Origin of the sequence: Mesorhizobium sp. M7A.F.Ce.TU.012.03.2.1, from assembly GCF_004006095.1 — a bacterium.
Classification (GTDB): Bacteria; Pseudomonadota; Alphaproteobacteria; order Rhizobiales; family Rhizobiaceae; genus Mesorhizobium.
This window is the reverse complement of sequence record NZ_CP034779.1, coordinates 5474248-5491625: the sequence shown is the minus strand read 5'-3', so window position 1 is coordinate 5491625 and position 17378 is coordinate 5474248. Positions and strand designations below refer to the sequence as shown.

General features: G+C 62.7%; 17 protein-coding genes. 12 read left to right on the top strand and 5 right to left on the bottom strand.

Going from position 1 to position 17378, the window contains the following annotated elements; all coding sequences use genetic code 11:
• The first annotated feature begins 16 nt into the window (after positions 1–16).
• On the top strand, positions 17–847 hold the full coding sequence (locus EJ079_RS27270; protein WP_127810663.1) for a phosphatase PAP2 family protein: 831 nt from the start codon (positions 17–19) through the stop codon (positions 845–847).
• 11 nt (positions 848–858) lie between these two features.
• On the opposite strand, the gene EJ079_RS27265 is transcribed toward EJ079_RS27270, so the two are convergent.
• Together EJ079_RS27265 and EJ079_RS27260 are read right to left on the bottom strand one after the other, a co-directional pair.
• Positions 859–1509 (bottom strand): FMN-binding negative transcriptional regulator, encoded by a 651-nt coding sequence (locus EJ079_RS27265; RefSeq protein ID WP_127810662.1) that lies wholly within the window; start codon positions 1507–1509, stop codon positions 859–861.
• A gap of 21 nt (positions 1510–1530) precedes the next feature.
• On the bottom strand, positions 1531–2205 hold the full coding sequence (locus EJ079_RS27260; protein ID WP_023669128.1) for an alpha/beta hydrolase: 675 nt from the start codon (positions 2203–2205) through the stop codon (positions 1531–1533).
• A 236-nt stretch (positions 2206–2441) separates the two neighbouring features.
• Between EJ079_RS27260 and EJ079_RS27255 the strand changes: the two genes are divergently transcribed.
• The 8 genes from EJ079_RS27255 (at position 2442) to sufA (ending at position 9785) form a co-directional block, all read left to right on the top strand.
• Positions 2442–3605, top strand: coding sequence for a cysteine desulfurase family protein (locus tag EJ079_RS27255; protein ID WP_127395583.1), 1164 nt, complete (start codon positions 2442–2444; stop codon positions 3603–3605).
• A 187-nt stretch (positions 3606–3792) separates the two neighbouring features.
• Positions 3793–5310, top strand: coding sequence for a Fe-S cluster assembly protein SufB (gene sufB, locus EJ079_RS27250; RefSeq protein WP_127319478.1), 1518 nt, complete (start codon positions 3793–3795; stop codon positions 5308–5310).
• A 4-nt stretch (positions 5311–5314) separates the two neighbouring features.
• Positions 5315–5605, top strand: a complete 291-nt coding sequence (locus EJ079_RS27245) for a hypothetical protein (RefSeq protein ID WP_127395584.1) — start codon at positions 5315–5317, stop codon at positions 5603–5605.
• Positions 5598–6353 carry a Fe-S cluster assembly ATPase SufC gene (gene sufC / locus EJ079_RS27240; protein WP_056562278.1) on the top strand — a complete coding sequence of 252 codons (756 nt, stop codon included), beginning with the start codon at positions 5598–5600 and terminating at the stop codon, positions 6351–6353. Before EJ079_RS27245 ends, sufC begins: the two co-directional genes overlap by 8 nt.
• A 19-nt stretch (positions 6354–6372) precedes the next feature.
• Positions 6373–7641: a Fe-S cluster assembly protein SufD gene (sufD, locus tag EJ079_RS27235; protein WP_127810661.1), complete on the top strand. Its 1269-nt coding sequence runs from the start codon at positions 6373–6375 to the stop codon at positions 7639–7641.
• Between the two features lie 4 nt (positions 7642–7645).
• On the top strand, positions 7646–8890 hold the full coding sequence (locus EJ079_RS27230) for a cysteine desulfurase (RefSeq protein ID WP_127811406.1): 1245 nt from the start codon (positions 7646–7648) through the stop codon (positions 8888–8890).
• Positions 8891–8911: 21 nt separating this feature from the next.
• Positions 8912–9304, top strand: a complete 393-nt coding sequence (locus EJ079_RS27225) for an SUF system Fe-S cluster assembly protein (RefSeq protein WP_127396620.1) — start codon at positions 8912–8914, stop codon at positions 9302–9304.
• Between the two features lie 103 nt (positions 9305–9407).
• Entirely contained in the window at positions 9408–9785 is a 378-nt protein-coding gene (gene sufA, locus EJ079_RS27220) for a Fe-S cluster assembly scaffold SufA (RefSeq protein ID WP_127329621.1), read from the top strand.
• 183 nt (positions 9786–9968) lie between these two features.
• On the opposite strand, the gene EJ079_RS27215 is transcribed toward sufA, so the two are convergent.
• Positions 9969–10466, bottom strand: coding sequence for a GFA family protein (locus EJ079_RS27215; RefSeq protein WP_127810660.1), 498 nt, complete (start codon positions 10464–10466; stop codon positions 9969–9971).
• Positions 10467–10556: 90 nt separating this feature from the next.
• Between EJ079_RS27215 and EJ079_RS27210 the strand changes: the two genes are divergently transcribed.
• On the top strand, positions 10557–10880 hold the full coding sequence (locus EJ079_RS27210; RefSeq protein ID WP_127810659.1) for a TfoX/Sxy family protein: 324 nt from the start codon (positions 10557–10559) through the stop codon (positions 10878–10880).
• Between the two features lie 199 nt (positions 10881–11079).
• Here the strand turns inward: EJ079_RS27210 and EJ079_RS27205 are convergent, their stop codons facing one another.
• Positions 11080–11997, bottom strand: coding sequence for a pseudouridine-5'-phosphate glycosidase (locus tag EJ079_RS27205; RefSeq protein WP_127810658.1), 918 nt, complete (start codon positions 11995–11997; stop codon positions 11080–11082).
• A gap of 75 nt (positions 11998–12072) precedes the next feature.
• Positions 12073–13017 carry a carbohydrate kinase family protein gene (locus tag EJ079_RS27200; protein ID WP_127810657.1) on the bottom strand — a complete coding sequence of 315 codons (945 nt, stop codon included), beginning with the start codon at positions 13015–13017 and terminating at the stop codon, positions 12073–12075.
• Between the two features lie 277 nt (positions 13018–13294).
• Between EJ079_RS27200 and recA the strand changes: the two genes are divergently transcribed.
• Positions 13295–14395: a recombinase RecA gene (gene recA / locus EJ079_RS27195; RefSeq protein WP_027036993.1), complete on the top strand. Its 1101-nt coding sequence runs from the start codon at positions 13295–13297 to the stop codon at positions 14393–14395.
• A 297-nt stretch (positions 14396–14692) separates the two neighbouring features.
• The gene (gene alaS, locus EJ079_RS27190) at positions 14693–17359 is read left to right on the top strand and encodes an alanine--tRNA ligase (protein ID WP_127810656.1); all 2667 of its coding nucleotides are present in this window, start codon (positions 14693–14695) and stop codon (positions 17357–17359) included.
• Positions 17360–17378 lie beyond the last annotated feature (19 nt).

Below are 17378 nucleotides of genomic sequence, written 5' to 3'. Positions count from 1 at the left end.
TGGGGTCGAATTTCCTATGCTGGTGAAATCACGCCCGCCCGTTTCGAGCCTGCTCCTTGGGGTAGGGCGCCGGTCGCTCGACAATTTTCGCGATACGATGCAGATCGCCAAAAGCCGCCTTGCCACCCGCCCGGCGAGATACCCGAACGTTTTGTGGTCGGTCTGGGTGCTGGTCTGGGTTTTGCTGACGGCGGCAGCGTTTGTTCGTCTCGACACCCCGGCCGGAATGCTTCACGGCAAGTGGTCGGCGGGATTTGCCCGGACTGCCGACTTTTTCACCCAGTTCGGCCTGGGTGGCTGGTATCTCATTCCCTCAGTGCTTCTGCTTGTCGCCGCCAACCTGACGGATTGGCGAAGCCTCTCGCGGCGCTCGCTGATGCTGCTCTACAACTGGACCTGCCTGGCTTTTCTGGTGCTGTGCGCCACCGGCCTGTCGGGGACCGCCGTCAATGTGCTGAAATATGCCATTGGCCGGGCTCGCCCCCTCTATTACGAGGACTTTGGCGTGCTGACCCTGCACCCCTTCGCTTTCGATGCGCGCTTCGCCGGCTTTCCGTCCGGCCATGGTACGACGATGGGCGCGGTGTTCGGGGTCGCTTTGCTGTTGTTTCCGCGGCGCTGGTACATCGCCCTGGCGATCACCGCCTGCATCGCCTCGACCCGTATCTTCGTTGGCGCGCACTATCCCAGCGACACCGTCGCCGGCTTCGGCCTTGGCTGCGGCTTCGCGCTCGCCTGCGGGCTGGTCTTTGCCCGGCTCGGCTTCATTTTCCGGCCGATGCCGTCGGGACTGCCGGTCCGCAAGAGAACGTTTCGGCTGATCGGACCGACAAGGAAGGCTGCCTGAGCATTCGAAGTTCAGTTGCCGTCCAGTCCGCCATAGGATCTGACCAGGCCGGCCATGCCGGGCGACTGGTGGTCTTCGCTTTCCAGCCCCTGTGCAACGCCGATGCGATCGGCGACCGGCCGGTTCTGGCTGACCTTCCACTTGCCGTGGATTTCGCTGATCTCGATTTCCAGCCCGATAATGCCCTTGATCTGCGACTGGATGAAGGGCTCCGGCGCATCGGTCACCGCCCAAGGCGCGGCGCGGGCGCCTTCCTGGGATATGGTCAGATCGGCGATCTGCTGCGCCAGCCAGTCCTGGTCATCCATCACCTTGACGGTGCCGCGGACCTGCACGATGGCATAATTCCAGGTCGGCACCACCTTGCCGGTCTCGCGCTTGGTCTCGTACCAGGACGGCGTCACATAGGCATCGCTGCCCTGGAAGACGATCAGCACGGGGGATGCCGGGTTGTCGGCCAACAGGCGCCATTGCGGGTTGGCCCGCGCCAGATGGGCGCGCAGCCTGCCGTTAGGCCCGATTTCCGCGTCGAGCAGGAACGGGACAGCGTTGGCGACCGGCCCATCGGGCCCGTTGGAAACCAACAGGCCCAGCGGATGCGTCCGGATCAGCCCGTGCAGGATTTCCGGCCGCGTTTCCCTGAAATGAGGAGGTTCGTACATCGCCGTCCGTTCTTGCCTTGTTTACCTCAGCCGCTTCGGACGCGGATCCGACAATTCGCCGGCCAGCCGGCGGTCGAGATAGTCGGCGCATTCCTCGAGCAGCAGGTCGGCATCGTTGGCGAAGAAATGGTTGGCGCCGGGCAAGGTCTTTTGCGTGATGGTGATGCCCTTCTGCGTGTGCAGCTTGTCGACAAGGCCCTGCACATCCTTCGGCGGCGCCACCTTGTCGGCATCGCCATGGATGATCAGGCCCGATGACGGGCAGGGCGCCAGGAACGAGAAATCATAGGTGTTGGGCTGCGGCGCGATCGAAATGAAGCCTTCGATCTCCGGCCGGCGCATCAGAAGCTGCATGCCGATCCAGGAGCCGAAGGAGTAGCCGGCGACCCAGCAGCTCTTGGAATCGGGATGCAGCGACTGCACCCAGTCCAAAGCGGCGGCGGCGTCCGACAGCTCGCCGGTGCCATGGTCGAATTCGCCCTGACTGCGGCCGATGCCGCGGAAATTGAAGCGAAGCGTGGTGAAATCCCGCTTCTGGAACATGTAGAAGAGGTCGTAGACGATCTTGTTGTTCATCGTGCCGCCGAATTGCGGGTGCGGGTGCAGGACGATGGCAATCGGCGCGCTCTTTTCCTTGGAAGGCTGATAGCGACCCTCCAGGCGGCCGGCAGGACCGGTGAAAATGACCTCAGGCATAAAATACTCCACTTGGTAATACGAACGCGCGGTGCCTGGAACGTTTCCTCTGGCCTTGACGCAGGGCGAGCGTCTTCTTAGAAGCTAGTTTAGAATTGTTCAAAACTGAGTGGCAAGACATCGAGCCCGGCCACCCGCGCCGCAAGCCGCGTAAATAGGACGGCTCGCCTTGGAATTTCAAGGAAATAACGCCATACGACAGCGGAATGGCTTCTGACGGGATTTGACGGACGAAAATGGCCGGAATACGCGCCTATCTCGACTACAATGCCAGTGCGCCGCTGCTTGCCGTGGCCCGCGAGGCTATGGTTGCGGCCCTTGACGTCGCGGCCAATCCGTCATCGGTTCACGCCGAGGGGCGCGCGGCCCGCCGCCTGATCGAGACCGCCAGGCGTGACGTGGCGGCGCTAGTCAACGCCAAGGCGGAGCATGTCGTGTTCACCTCCGGTGCCACGGAAGCAGCCTCGACGCTGCTGTCACCCGACTGGCAGATGGGGCGCGGCACGGTGCGTATGAGCCGGCTTTACGTGTCGGAGGCCGATCATCCCTGCCTGTTGAACGGCGGACGGTTCCCCGCAGCGCAGGTGACGCGGATCGGCGTCGACGCCAACGGCATCGCCGACCTCGGCGCCTTGGCGTCGGCGCTCGGCGGTCACGACAAGAGCGAAGGCCTGCCGCTGGTCGCCATCCACGCCGCCAACAACGAAACCGGCGTCATCCAGCCGATCGATCGCATCGCCGGGATCGTCAAGGCGGCGGGCGGTATCCTTACAGTCGACGCCGTGCAGGCCGCTGGGCGTGTTTCCATCGATCTATCAGCGGGTTACGCCGATTATCTGATTCTGTCGTCGCACAAGATCGGTGGTCCCAAGGGCGTCGGCGCCATCGTCGCCGCCTCTGACCTGATGATGCCGAAGCCGTTGATCAATGGCGGCGGCCAGGAGAAGGGCCATCGCGGCGGCACCGAAAACCTCGCTGCCATTGCCGGTTTTGGCGCGGCCGCCCGCGAGGCCCTGGCCGGATTGCCGGCCATGGATGCGGTGCGCCAGCGCCGCGACGAGATCGAGGCCATCGTCAAATCGCTGGTGCCGGACGCGGAAATCTTCGGAACCGGTGCGCCAAGGCTTGCCAATACGGCATTCTTCGCTATTGCGGGCGTCAAAGCCGAAACCGCGCAGATCGCCTTCGATCTGGCCGGTGTAGCGCTGTCGGCCGGCTCTGCCTGTTCGTCTGGCAAGGTCGGACCGAGCCATGTGCTGAAAGCCATGGGGTACGGCGACAGTCTCGGCGCCTTGCGGGTGTCGATCGGACCGGCGACCGGCGCGGAAGACATCGAGCTGTTTCGCGTCGCACTGGCGGGAATTACCGCACGTAGGGCGGATAGAGAACGGGCCGCGTAGCGGTTGGACGAATTTGGGCCTTTCGGCCTGGTAGAGCCGTGCGTTTCATGCTGGCCGGGTGAATTCCCGGTCGAAGCGCACTATATTAAACTTACGCTGCCGCGAGCACCTCTTCGGGGTTCGTTTTTGGCGGTGCCATAGTTTGAAAACTGTCGGGCCTTGACCCCGGCGTGGATGGAGAACGCATATGCCTGCTGTGCAGGACACGATCGATCGGGTCCGAAAGATCGACGTCGACCAATACAAATACGGATTCCAGACCGAAATCGCGATGGACAAGGCCCCCAAGGGCCTCAGCGAAGACATCATCCGTTTCATTTCGGCCAAGAAGGACGAACCGTCCTGGATGCTGGAATGGCGTCTGGAAGCGTATCGCCGCTGGCTGACGCTTGACGAGCCGACCTGGGCGCGCGTCCACTATCCGAAGATCGATTTCCAGGACATCTATTTCTATGCGGCGCCCAAGAGCACGCCCGGCCCGACCTCGCTCAGCGATGTCGATCCCGAACTGTTGAAAGTCTACGAAAAGCTTGGCATTCCGCTGCGGGAGCAGGAAATCCTTGCCGGCGTGCAGAAGACCGACGCCTCGGAGCTCGAGGAAGTCAGCGACAATGTCTACAAATCGGGCCGCGTCGCTGTCGACGCCGTGTTCGATTCCGTCTCCGTCGTCACCACCTTCAAGAAGGAACTGGCGCAGGCCGGCGTCATCTTCTGCTCGATCTCGGAAGCCATCCGCGAGCATCCGGAGCTGGTGAAGAAATATCTCGGCTCGGTCGTGCCGACCTCAGACAATTACTACGCCACGCTGAATTCGGCTGTGTTCACCGACGGCTCGTTCGTCTTCGTGCCCAAGGGCGTGCGCTGCCCGATGGAGCTGTCGACCTATTTCCGCATGAACGAGAAGAACACCGGCCAGTTCGAGCGCACGCTGATCATTGCCGAGGAGGGGGCTTACGTCTCCTATCTCGAGGGCTGCACGGCGCCGCAACGCGACGAGAACCAGTTGCACGCGGCGGTCGTCGAACTGGTAGCGCTCGACGATGCCGAGATCAAATATTCCACGGTGCAGAACTGGTACCCCGGCGACGCCGAGGGCAAGGGCGGCATCTACAACTTCGTCACCAAGCGCGGCGACTGCCGTGGCGACCGCTCGAAGATTTCGTGGACGCAGGTCGAGACCGGTTCGGCGATCACCTGGAAATATCCGAGCTGCATCCTGCGCGGTGACGATTCCCAAGGTGAGTTCTATTCGATCGCGGTGTCGAACGGCTACCAGCAGGTCGACAGCGGCACCAAGATGATCCATCTCGGCAAGAACACGTCGAGCCGCATCATCTCCAAGGGCATCGCCGCCGGCTTCTCGCAGAACACCTATCGCGGCCAGGTCTCGGCGCACCGCAAGGCGACCAACGCCCGCAACTTCACCAACTGCGACAGTCTGCTGATCGGCGACCAGTGCGGCGCGCACACCGTGCCCTACATGGAAGCCAAGAACTCGACGGCGCAGTTCGAGCACGAAGCGACGACGTCGAAGATTTCCGAGGACCAGAAATTCTATGTCATGCAGCGCGGTATCCCTGAAGAGGAAGCGATCGCGCTGATCGTCAACGGCTTCGTCAAGGACGTCATCCAGCAACTGCCGATGGAGTTCGCGGTCGAGGCACAGAAGCTGATTGGTATCTCGCTGGAAGGTTCGGTGGGTTGATTAGATGGAACGGCGCTCCTGGAAGTTCTTCGCGCGAATCGAGAGCTTGATAGTCGTCGTTCTGGTGCTCTTGCTGACGCTGGCTATTGGAGGTGCCGTGGTGGCTCTAATTGGCGCAATGTTTGGCTTGAGTTCGGTGAAGAATATTGGTGGTTCGATTGCGGGCCTAGGCGCGGCTGGGTTTTTTGGCTGGATGTTCGTTGCGGGCAAACTAGCGCGCTTGTCTCCAAGGGGATCCCGTCAAGGGCAGAGCGTCGAGAACACCAAGAACACGAAAGTAGAAAAGAATGCTTGAAATCAGAAATTTGCACGCCCGCATCGTCGACGATGGCACCGAAATCATCCGCGGCCTGAACCTGACGGTGAAAGCCGGCGAGGTCGCCGCGATCATGGGGCCGAACGGCTCGGGAAAATCGACGCTGTCCTACATCCTCGCCGGCCGCGAGGACTATGAGGTGACCGAAGGCGACATCCTCTACAACGGCCAGTCGATCCTCGAAATGGATCCGGCCGAGCGCGCTACATCAGGCATCTTCCTCGCTTTCCAGTACCCGATGGAGATACCGGGCGTCGCGACCATGGAATTCCTGAAGGTGGCGATGAACGAGCAACGCAAGGCGCGTGGCGAGGAGCCGCTGAAGATCCCGGAATTTTTGAAGCGCGTGAAGGAAGCCGCCGCCTCGCTCAGCATGGACATGGCGATGCTCAAGCGGCCGCTCAATGTCGGCTTCTCCGGTGGCGAGAAGAAGCGGGCAGAGATCCTGCAGATGAAGCTGCTGGAGCCGAAACTGTGCGTGCTCGACGAGACCGATTCCGGCCTCGATATCGATGCGCTGAAGATCGTGTCCGACGGCGTCAACGCGCTGCGCGCGCCGGACCGGGCGTTCCTGGTCATCACCCACTACCAGCGCCTGCTTGAGCACATCGTGCCCGATAGCGTGCACGTTCTCTACAAGGGCCAGGTCATCAAGTCCGGCGACAAGTCGCTGGCGCTTGACCTGGAAGCCAATGGCTATGCCGGCGTGATCGGCGAAGCCGCGTGAGATGCCAGAGGTAATACCGATGAACATGCACACACAACCGCAGCGGACACCGGCCGAGACAGCGTTGATCGACGCGTTCGGCGACCGGCTGTCGCTGCTGCCCGGCGACGGCGCGGTGATGCTGAAGCGCGACGACGCCATCGAGACGATCAAGCACGGCCTGCCGACGCGGCGTGTCGAATCCTGGCATTACACCGACCTGCGCCGGTTGCTGAATACCGTGCCGGACTTCGACCCAGCCGCCATGGCCAAAGCCATTGCGCCGATCGTCGACGGTTCCACCGTGGTGTCGATCCTGAACGGCAAGTCCGACGCCAAAGTGCCGGTTCTTGAAGGCGTCTCTTTCCAGCGCCTTTCGGAAAAGCTGATCGACGGCAGCGCAGCAGCTGGGCTCGACCCCTATGGCAGCGACGACGCCATCGGCGCGCTGAACACGGCTTTCGTCGCCGACGGGTATTTTGTCGACATCGCCGATGGTGTGGAACTTGAAAAGCCGGTCGAGCTGCAGAACCTGCAGGCCGGCGGCCAGACCCATGTGCGCCTGGCCGTTCGTGTCGGCGCCGGCGCCAAGTCCGTCATCGTCGAACGTCAGACGGGTGACGGCGCTGCCTTGGGCAGCTCGGTCAGCCAGCTGGTGCTCGGCGAGGGCGCCGAGGTGACGTGGCTGATCGTCCAGGAGCAGCCGGAAACGGCGACGCATCTGGCGCAGTTCAAGGCCCATATCGGCAAGAATGCGAAACTGACGTTGTTCGTCATGAACGCCGGCGGCAGACTGGTGCGCCAGGAGATCATGGTCAGGACGACTGGCGAAGGCGCCGATTTCAAACTGCGCGGCATCAACCTCCTGGCCGGCGACACCCATACCGACGTGACCATGGTGCTCGACCACGCCGTGCCGCACACGACCTCGACGGAAGTTATCCGCAACGTGGTGACGGGCAAGGCGCGCGGCGTCTTCCAGGGTCGCATCAACGTCCATCAATATGCGCAGAAGACCAACGCCAAGATGGCCTGCAACACGCTGCTGCTGTCGGATGACGGCGAATTCTCGACCAAGCCGGAGCTTGAAATCTTCGCCGACGACGTGATTTGCGGCCATGGCGCGACGGTCACCGAAATCGACCACAACCATCTGTTCTACCTGATGGCGCGTGGCGTCGACGAGAAAAGCGCGCGGGGCTTGCTCGTGAAGGCGTTCGTCGCCGAGGTGATCGAGGAACTGGACGATGAAGCGATCGTCGAGGCGCTGGAAGCGCGGCTCGACGGCTGGTTCGCGGCGCACGGGTGATTTGATGAACGCACCGGGCAAGATCGGAGATTTCTACGACGTCGAAGCGATCCGCCGCGATTTCCCGATCCTGTCGCGGGAAGTCTATGGCAAGCCGCTGGTCTATCTCGACAATGGCGCCTCGGCACAAAAGCCGCAGGCGGTGCTCGACGCCATCCAGCACGCCTATAGCCAAGAATACGCCAACGTCCATCGCGGCCTGCATTTTCTGTCGAACGCCGCGACCGATGCCTACGAAAAGGCGCGAGAAACGGTGCGCCGTTTCCTCAACGCGCCGAGCACCGACAACATCATCTTCACGTCGAACACAACCTCGGCCATCAACACGGTCGCCTATGGCTATGGCATGCCCAACATCGGCGAGGGCGACGAGATCGTGCTGTCGATCATGGAGCACCACTCCAACATCGTTCCCTGGCATTTCATCCGCGAGCGGCAGGGCGCCAAGCTGGTCTGGGTGCCGGTCGACGATCTCGGCGTCTTCCACATCGAGGAATTTGAAAAGCGGCTGACCAGCAAGACAAAGCTCGTTGCCATTACCCACATGTCGAACGCGCTTGGCACTGTGACGCCGATCAAGGAGATCGTGCGCATCGCGCATTCGCGTGGAATTCCCGTGCTGGTCGACGGCAGCCAGAGCGCTGTCCACATGCCGATCGATGTGCAGGATCTCGACTGCGACTTTTTCGTCTTCACCGGGCACAAGGTTTATGGCCCGTCGGGCATCGGCGTGCTCTACGGCAAGAAGGACATTCTCGCTGGCATGCGGCCCTTCATGGGCGGCGGCGAGATGATCGAGGAGGTGACGGAAGACATCGTCACCTACAACGAGCCGCCGCACCGCTTCGAGGCCGGCACGCCGCCGATCGTCCAGGCGATCGGGCTGGGTGCTGCCCTCGACTACATGGAATCGGTCGGTCGCGAGCGCATTGCAGCCCATGAGGAAGACCTCAAGAACTACGCGCATGAGCGGCTGCGCTCCATCAATTCGCTGCGCATCTTCGGCGATGCGCCCGGCAAGGGCGCCATCATCTCGTTCGAACTGCAAGGCATTCATGCGCATGACGTGTCGATGGTGATAGACAGGCAGGGCGTTGCTGTCCGCGCCGGCACCCATTGCGCCCAGCCGCTGTTGAAACGGTTCGGCGTAACCTCCACATGCAGGGCATCGTTCGGCATGTATAATACCAGGGCCGAAGTCGACGCTTTGGCCGAGGCGCTTGAAAAAGCGCGCAAATTCTTCGGATGACGATTTTTTTGGGTGACGACCATGGATGATGCAAGCATCTCTGCCGAGACCACTGCGGAAACCGCGCCCAATGCGCTGGTTTCGGGATCGGCCATTCCAGCCGACGAACTGGCGCGGCTGACCGACGACATCGTTTCGGCGCTGAAGACGGTCTACGATCCGGAAATCCCGGCCGATATCTACGAGCTCGGCCTGATTTACAAGATCGACATCGAGGACGACCGCTCGGTCAAGATCGACATGACGCTGACCGCTCCGGGCTGCCCTGTCGCCGGCGAAATGCCCGGCTGGGTGGAGAATGCCGTCGGCGCCGTCGAAGGCGTGTCCGGCGTCGAGGTCAACATGACTTTCGACCCGCCATGGTCGGCCGATCGCATGTCGGAAGAGGCGCAGGTGGCGGTGGGTTGGTACTAGCCCGACAGAGGCTGGCACACTTGCACCAAGGATAAAACTTCACCATTTTAGGTGAGGAATCATTCGGCAGGCCTTGAACCTGCATGGAATGGAAGGAAAAAGAATGGGACGCTTTGCCGTCATCACGATGACCGAAAAGGCCGCCGACCGGGTGCGGGAGATTGTCGCCACCCGCGAGAATGCGCATGGCATCCGCCTCGGCATCAAGAAGGGCGGCTGCGCCGGCATGGAATACACGGTCGATTTGGTGACCGAGCCCAACACCAAGGACGACCATATCGAGCGCGATGGCGCCCATGTCTATGTCGCACCGGAAGCAGCACTTTTCCTGTTCGGCACCGAGATGGATTTCGAGCAGACGACGCTGCGCACCGGTTTCACCTTCCACAATCCGAACCAGAGCTCGGCCTGCGGTTGCGGCGAATCCGTCGAACTGAAGCCGGCCGACCTGAAGGCGCTGGCAGAGGCACGCGCTTCCTGAGTTTTTCCTTCGCCCCATTTACGGGGAGAAGGTGTCACGAAGTGACGGATGATAGGCAGCGCCGGCCTCTCCAAAGTTAGCGCCGCCCCTCATCTGCCGGCGTTCGTCGTTCGAGGCCAAGCAATTGGCTTTCCGTCCGCTGCGCGGATCATTCCTCACCTCTCCGAAACGGCGCGAAGAAATTCACTCCACCCACATGCCCGTCCGCTTGTGCCAGTTGGCGATCGATTCCTCGGGATAGATGTCGAAGACCTTGTCATGCTTGCCAACCACCGGCTCCACCCAGTTCGCCTTGTATTTCAGCATGAGGTGCACCTTGCTTGGCGGAATGGGTAAATCGCTGTCGATCGCCGAAGCGAAGGGATGCACCAACTCCGGCCATGTCGGGTCGTAGAGCCAAAGGGCTGAGCCGCATTTCTTGCAGAAATTGCGCTCGCCGGTTGAGATTTCGCAATGCGGATGCTCGTCGCCCTCGATCTCCGCCCGAAAGACGCCGAGGCTGCGCTTGCCCCTGATGTTCAGTGTTTCGTTGTCGGCACCGAGATTGATGGCAAACCCCCCGCCGCCCTGCTGCTTGCGGCAGATCGAGCAGTAGCACAGCATGAATGGCGCCGGCGTGTGGCTCTCCACCTCGAAACGGACGGCATTGCAGCGGCAGGAGCCTTTGAGCAGAACGGGCATAGCGGGAAACTCCGATCGACCTCACACAACCTGTCAGCATGATTTTGGTTGCGCGATGACAAGGCCAAACGCCGGTGACATGATCGCGGCATGGACAATGAACGCATCGCCGAACTGTTCGAGGGCCTCGGCCCTGTCAGCATCCGAAAACTGTTCGGCGGCAAGGGCATCTATTTCGACGGTGTCATCGTCGCCATCGTGCTGCGTGGCGAATTGCTGTTGAAGGCCGACGAGCAAAGCGTGCCCGAGTTCGAGGCCGCCGGCTGCACGCAATGGACCTATACCGGCTCGCGCCACGGCAAGCTGGTCGCCATGCCCTACTGGAGCGTTCCAGACAGCGCTTTCGATGATCCCGACGAGATGACGGTGTGGGCACGGCGGGCGTATGAGGCGGGGCGTCGGGCGGGGAAGTAGATTCCCGCAAGCGCGAGGCCACCCCCTCATCCGTCCGCTTCGCGGCCACCTTCTCCCCGAGGGGAGAAGAGGTCGACGTCGGCGCTGCAAGCTCCTCTCCCCCCTCGGGGACCCCTCGGGGAGAGGTCGGATTGCCCCGAATTGCTCTTTGCAATTCGGTCTCGGCAATCCGGGTGAGGGGGACCTTCGCTGCGTGACCCTAAAGCGCCTTGGCAATCCTCGCCGCCAGCCGCGCATTATTCTCGACCAGCGCGATGTTCGTCTTCAGGCTCCTGCCGCCAGTCAGTTCGAGAATCTTTCCCAGCAGGAACGGCGTCACCGCCTTGCCGGTCACGTTGAGCGCCTCGGCGGCCTTCTGCGCGGCCTCGATATAGCCCGCCATCTCCTCAGCCGGGATTTCATGGTTTTCCGGCACAGGATTGGCAATCAGCATGCCGCCGGCGAGCCCCAGCGCTGCCCTCGTCTGGTAGAAATGCGCGATCTCTTCCGGCTCGTGCAAGGTCAGCGGCGCGCGGAACGGCGAATGCCTGGACCAGAAGGCCGGCATCGTCTCGCAGCCAAGGCCGACCACCGGCACGCCGCGCGTCTCCAGCACCTCCAGCGTCTTTTCGATGTCGAGGATGGCCTTGGCGCCGGCCGAGACGACGATGACCGGGGTGCGCGCCAACTCGTCGAGATCGGCGGAAATGTCAAAACTCTTTTCGGCGCCCTTGTGCACGCCGCCGATGCCGCCGGTGGCGAACACTTTTATGCCGACCATATGCGCCGCGATCATCGTGGCGGCGACCGTGGTGCCACCGGTGCGCCCTTGCGCCACGGCAAAACCGAGATCGGCGCGCGACAGCTTCATGGCGTCGCCCGTCATCGCCAGCGATTCGCGCTCGCCGTCCGAAAGCCCGATCTTGATGCGGCCGCCAACCACGGCGATCGTCGCCGGCACGGCGCCGCCATCGGTGACGATCTTTTCGACATCGGCCGCCATGGCGCCATTGTCGGGGTAGGGCATGCCATGGGTGATGATGGTGCTTTCCAGCGCCACCACCGGCCGGCCGGCAGCGAGAGCCTGCGCCACCGGCGCGTGGATGTCGATGAGGGGGCGGGCGGTCTCAGGGGTCATCAGGGTCTCCAATCCGGAATGTGGCGCGTCCGTCGGGACACCAGGCAACATCGCGGCACTATGAATTCGCCGGTCTCATGCCACTTCCCTGGCATCCGGCACAAGAGCCAGCGCTTCCGCGAAGCTTGAGGCGGTGAACTCGGGAACGGCGTTGGCGCTTTCGATGGCAAGCGTCGCCGCGGCGATGCCTTCGCGCAGGGCCACCCGCAGCGGCAGTCCGCGCAGCAAGGCAGCGACCGTTGCGCCCGCCAGCGCATCACCGGCCCCGGTGACGTCAGCGACCTTTCGGGGATTGGGCGGCATGATCGAAAAGGCGCCTGTTTCATCGAACCCCAGCACGGGCGCCTCGCCCGCCGTGACCACGCCACTGACGAGGCCGCTGCATCGCAACCCGTCGACGACCTCGCGCTCCCTGGCATTCGCGGCGACGCCGGCCAGAACCATGGCCTCGCGCCGGTTCATGAAGACGAGCGAGAGCTCCTTCAGCACCGGTATCAACCGCACCGCCTTGGCCGGCGAGATGGCAATGGCGAAAACCGGCTTGCCCGCGGCGAGCGCGACCAGCCGTTCCAGCGCCGCCGTCGGCAGGTTGGCGTCGCAGAACACGGCATCGGCGGCCGCGATTGCTTCGCGCACCCTGGAGCGGCGAATCTGTTTGGGAAAGGCCAACTCATAGAGCGCCATGTCGGCGAAGCCGACGATCAGCTCGCCCTCGCTGTCGATCAGCGCCGTGTAACTCGGCGTCGTGCGGTCGAGGAAGACCGCCGACAGGTCGGTAATGCCTGTCTCGGCGATGGCTCGCGAAACGGTTTCGGCAGCGGCATCGCCGCCGCGAACCGACATCAGCGACGCGGAGACGCCGCGCCGCACGGCGCTGCGCAAAGCATTGAAGACGCCGCCGCCGACATCCTCGCGCATTGTGCCCGGATTGGAGGCGGCAGGCACGTAAGCGCCGGACACCTGGCCGCGTCGGTCGATATGGGCGCCGCCTATGGCCAGTATTTTCACGGATTTCAGCATGCCGGCGATATGACCTTTGTTATTCCAGCCGCACAAGCGCTAGGTGCGACGGAGCTTCGCATGCGAGGCGGCGATTCGGCAGGTCGAAACAACCGAGCCGTCTGGCCCAACGTGCGGTGCATTCCTGATCGAATCCTTGGACAAAAAAAGAACAAATCCGGATATTGTTTGTTTTTCAGATATTTGACCCCTCTTGCCAAATGAGAACAAAAAAGGTACAAATAGGCAGGGATTACGGATTGTCCGGCCTTCATTGACGACCAAGGGGTGATGTATCATGGCTCAGAATTCTTTGCGGCTGGTAGAGGACAAGGCAGTGGACAAATCAAAGGCTCTGGATGCGGCGCTGTCGCAGATCGAGCGGGCTTTCGGCAAGGGCTCGATCATGCGGCTCGGCGCCAACGATCAGGTCGTCGAGATTGAAACGGTGCCGACCGGCTCGCTTGGTCTCGACATCGCGCTTGGCGTCGGTGGCCTGCCGCGCGGCCGCATCATCGAGATCTACGGGCCGGAAAGCTCGGGCAAGACGACGCTTGCCCTGCACACCGTTGCCGAAGCCCAGAAGAAGGGCGGCATCTGCGCCTTCGTCGATGCCGAGCACGCGCTTGACCCGGTCTATGCCCGCAAGCTTGGTGTCGATCTTGAAAATCTTCTGATCTCGCAGCCGGACACCGGTGAGCAGGCGCTGGAAATCTGCGACACGCTGGTGCGCTCCGGCGCCATCGACGTGCTGGTGGTCGATTCGGTCGCGGCGCTGACGCCACGCGCCGAAATTGAAGGTGAGATGGGCGATTCGCTGCCCGGCCTGCAGGCCCGCCTGATGAGCCAGGCGCTGCGCAAGCTGACCGCGTCGATCTCGCGCTCCAACACCATGGTCATCTTCATCAACCAGATCCGCATGAAGATCGGCGTCATGTTCGGCTCGCCTGAAACCACCACCGGCGGCAATGCGCTGAAATTCTACGCTTCGGTGCGCCTCGACATCCGCCGCATCGGCTCGATCAAGGACCGCGACGAGGTTGTCGGCAACCAGACCCGCGTCAAGGTGGTCAAGAACAAGCTGGCGCCGCCCTTCAAGGTGGTCGAATTCGACATCATGTTTGGTGAGGGCGTCTCCAAAACCGGCGAACTGGTCGATCTCGGGGTCAAGGCTGGTATTGTCGAGAAGTCTGGCGCCTGGTTTTCCTATAACTCGCAGCGTCTCGGCCAGGGCCGCGAAAATGCCAAGCTGTTCCTGCGTGACAATCCCGACACGGCACGCGAGATCGAGTTGTCGATCAGGCAGAATGCCGGGCTGATCGCCGAGAAATTCCTCGAGAATGGCGGCCCTGAGCGCGGCGATGATGACGGTTTCGAGGAAGAATCCGGCGCGATGTAACAGTTTCGTGCGCGATGCCGGCCGGAGTTCGGCCATAATCGCGTTCTATTATCTCAGGCTTATGTAATCGAGTTCCGTGTTATTGCGTTTCGAAACCGCCGGCCCAGTGCCGGCGGTTTTGCGTTTCGGCGGCGAAACCAGGCCGGGTCGAATGGCCGGCAAAGGCCGTGGATTGGACCAATTCCGTGTTTCTGGACAGGGTGAAGCGCGGCGGCTAAAAGGCCAAGTCCTAATCTTCTAAAACGCAGAGCCCATTTCCGCCGGTTGGCCCGGCGGCTTTTCCAAAAAGGCAGCATCATGAGTGGCGTGAACGAAATCCGGTCGACATTTCTCGACTACTTCCGGAAGGAGGGTCACGAGATCGTCGCGTCGAGCCCGCTGGTGCCGCGCAACGACCCGACGCTGATGTTCACCAACGCCGGCATGGTGCAGTTCAAGGACGTCTTCACCGGTCTGGAGAAGCGGCCCTATTCGCGCGCCTCGACCGCCCAGAAGAGCGTTCGCGCCGGCGGCAAGCACAACGATCTCGACAATGTCGGCTACACCGCGCGCCATCTGACCTTCTTCGAGATGCTCGGTAATTTCTCCTTCGGCGACTATTTCAAGGAGCGCGCCATCGAGCTTGCCTGGAACCTGATCACCAGGGAGTTCGGGCTGAACAAGGACAAGCTGCTGGTCACCGTCTATCACACGGACGACGAGGCGGCCGGCTTCTGGAAGAAGATCGCCGGTTTTTCCGACGACCGCATCATTCGCATCGCGACCTCGGACAATTTCTGGGCGATGGGCGACACCGGACCGTGCGGGCCGTGCTCTGAAATCTTCATCGACCGCGGCGAACACATCTGGGGCGGCCCTCCCGGCAGCCCGGAGGAAGATGGCGACCGTTTCCTGGAATTCTGGAACCTGGTGTTCATGCAATATGAACAGGTGACGAAGGAGGAGCGCATCGACCTGCCGCGTCCGTCGATCGACACCGGCATGGGCCTGGAGCGCATGGCATCCATCCTGCAAGGGGTGGAAAGCGTCTTCGAGACCGATCTGTTCCGTCACCTGATCGACGCGGCCTCGTCCGCGATCGGGCATGGTCCCGACAAGGAGACGGTCGCGTCCTACCGGGTCATTGCCGATCATCTGCGTTCGTCCTCCTTCCTGGTGGCGGACGGCGTGCTGCCTTCGAATGAAGGCCGGGGCTATGTCCTGCGCCGCATCATGCGCCGCGCCATGCGCCATGCGCAGCTGCTGGGTGCCAACGAACCGCTGATGTGGAAGCTGGTGCCGGCGCTGGTGCGCGAGATGGGCCAGGCCTATCCGGAGCTGCTGCGCGGCGAACAGTTGATCACCGAGACGCTGAAGCTCGAGGAGACCAGGTTTCGCAAGACGCTGGTGCGCGGCCTCGGCCTGCTCTCCGAGGCGACGGAGACGCTGCATGCCGGCGACATGCTGGACGGCGAAACGGCCTTCAAGCTCTACGACACCTATGGCTTCCCGCTCGACCTGACGCAGGACGCGCTGCGCCAGCGCAGCATCTCGGTCGATCTTGCCGGCTTCACCAACGCCATGGAGCAGCAGAAGGCCGAGGCGCGAAAGCATTGGGCAGGCTCCGGCGACGCGGCGACCGAGACCATCTGGTTCTCCGTGCGCGAGAAGGCGGGCGCCACCGAGTTCCTCGGCTATGAGACTGAAGCTGCCGAAGGCATCATCCAGGCGCTTGTCCGGGACGGCAAGGCTGTCGACAGCGCCGGCAAGGGCGACGCCGTGGCGATCGTCGTCAGCCAGACGCCGTTCTATGCCGAGTCCGGCGGCCAGATGGGCGACACCGGCATCATCTCAGGCGAAGGCTTCTCGATCGAGGTTTCGGATACGCAGAAGAAGGCCGATGGGCTGTTCGTCCATGTCGGCAAGGTGGCCAGCGGCACGGTCAGGACCGGCGCCGCCGTCGAGCTGAAGGTCGACCATGCCAGACGCTCGAGGTTGCGCGCCAACCATTCCGCGACGCATCTGATCCATGAGGCGCTGCGCGAGGTGCTGGGCAGCCATGTCGCGCAGAAGGGCTCGCTGGTGGCGCCCGAGCGCCTGCGCTTCGACATCTCGCACAACAAGCCCATTTCACCGGAGGATCTCGAAGAGGTCGAGCGCATGGCCAACGAGATCGTCGTCCAGAACGGCCCGGTGTCCACGCGCCTGATGTCGGTCGACGATGCCATTGCCGAAGGTGCCATGGCGCTGTTCGGCGAGAAATACGGCGACGAAGTGCGCGTCGTGTCGATGGGCACCGGCGTTCACGGCACCAAGGCCAACCGGCCCTATTCGGTCGAGCTCTGCGGCGGCACGCATGTCCGGGCGACCGGCGATATCGGCCTGGTGCGTGTCGTGTCGGACAGCGCGGTCGCGGCCGGCGTGCGCCGCATCGAGGCGCTGACCGGCGAAGCCGCGCGCAAACATCTCGACGAGCAGGACCGGCGTTTGAAGGCGACGGCGGCCGTGCTCAAGATTTCGCCGGCCGATGTGCCGGCGCGCGTCGAGACGCTGCTCGAAGAGCGCAAAAAGCTTGAGAAGGAACTGACCGAGGCGCGCAAGAAGCTGGCGCTGGGCGGGGGATCGTCAGCCGATGCTCCAGCCGCCAATGAGACGGTCGCCGGTATCGGCTTCCTCGGCAAGACGGTCTCCGGTGTCTCGCCGAAGGATTTGAAGCCGCTGGCCGATGCCGGCAAGAGCTCGCTCGGCTCCGGCGTCGTCGTCTTCGTCGGCGCCGGCGAAGACAACAAGGCAAGCGTCGTGGTGGCCGTCACCGACGACCTCATCGGCCGCTTCAGCGCCGTCGACCTTGTCCGCGTGGCCTCCGCCGCATTGGGCGGGCAGGGCGGCGGCGGGCGGCCCGACATGGCCCAGGCCGGTGGCCCCGACGCTTCCAAGGCCGATGATGCGATTGCAGCAGTGAGGGCGGCACTCGAAGCGGCGTAGGCTAGTGGGCTGAATTTAA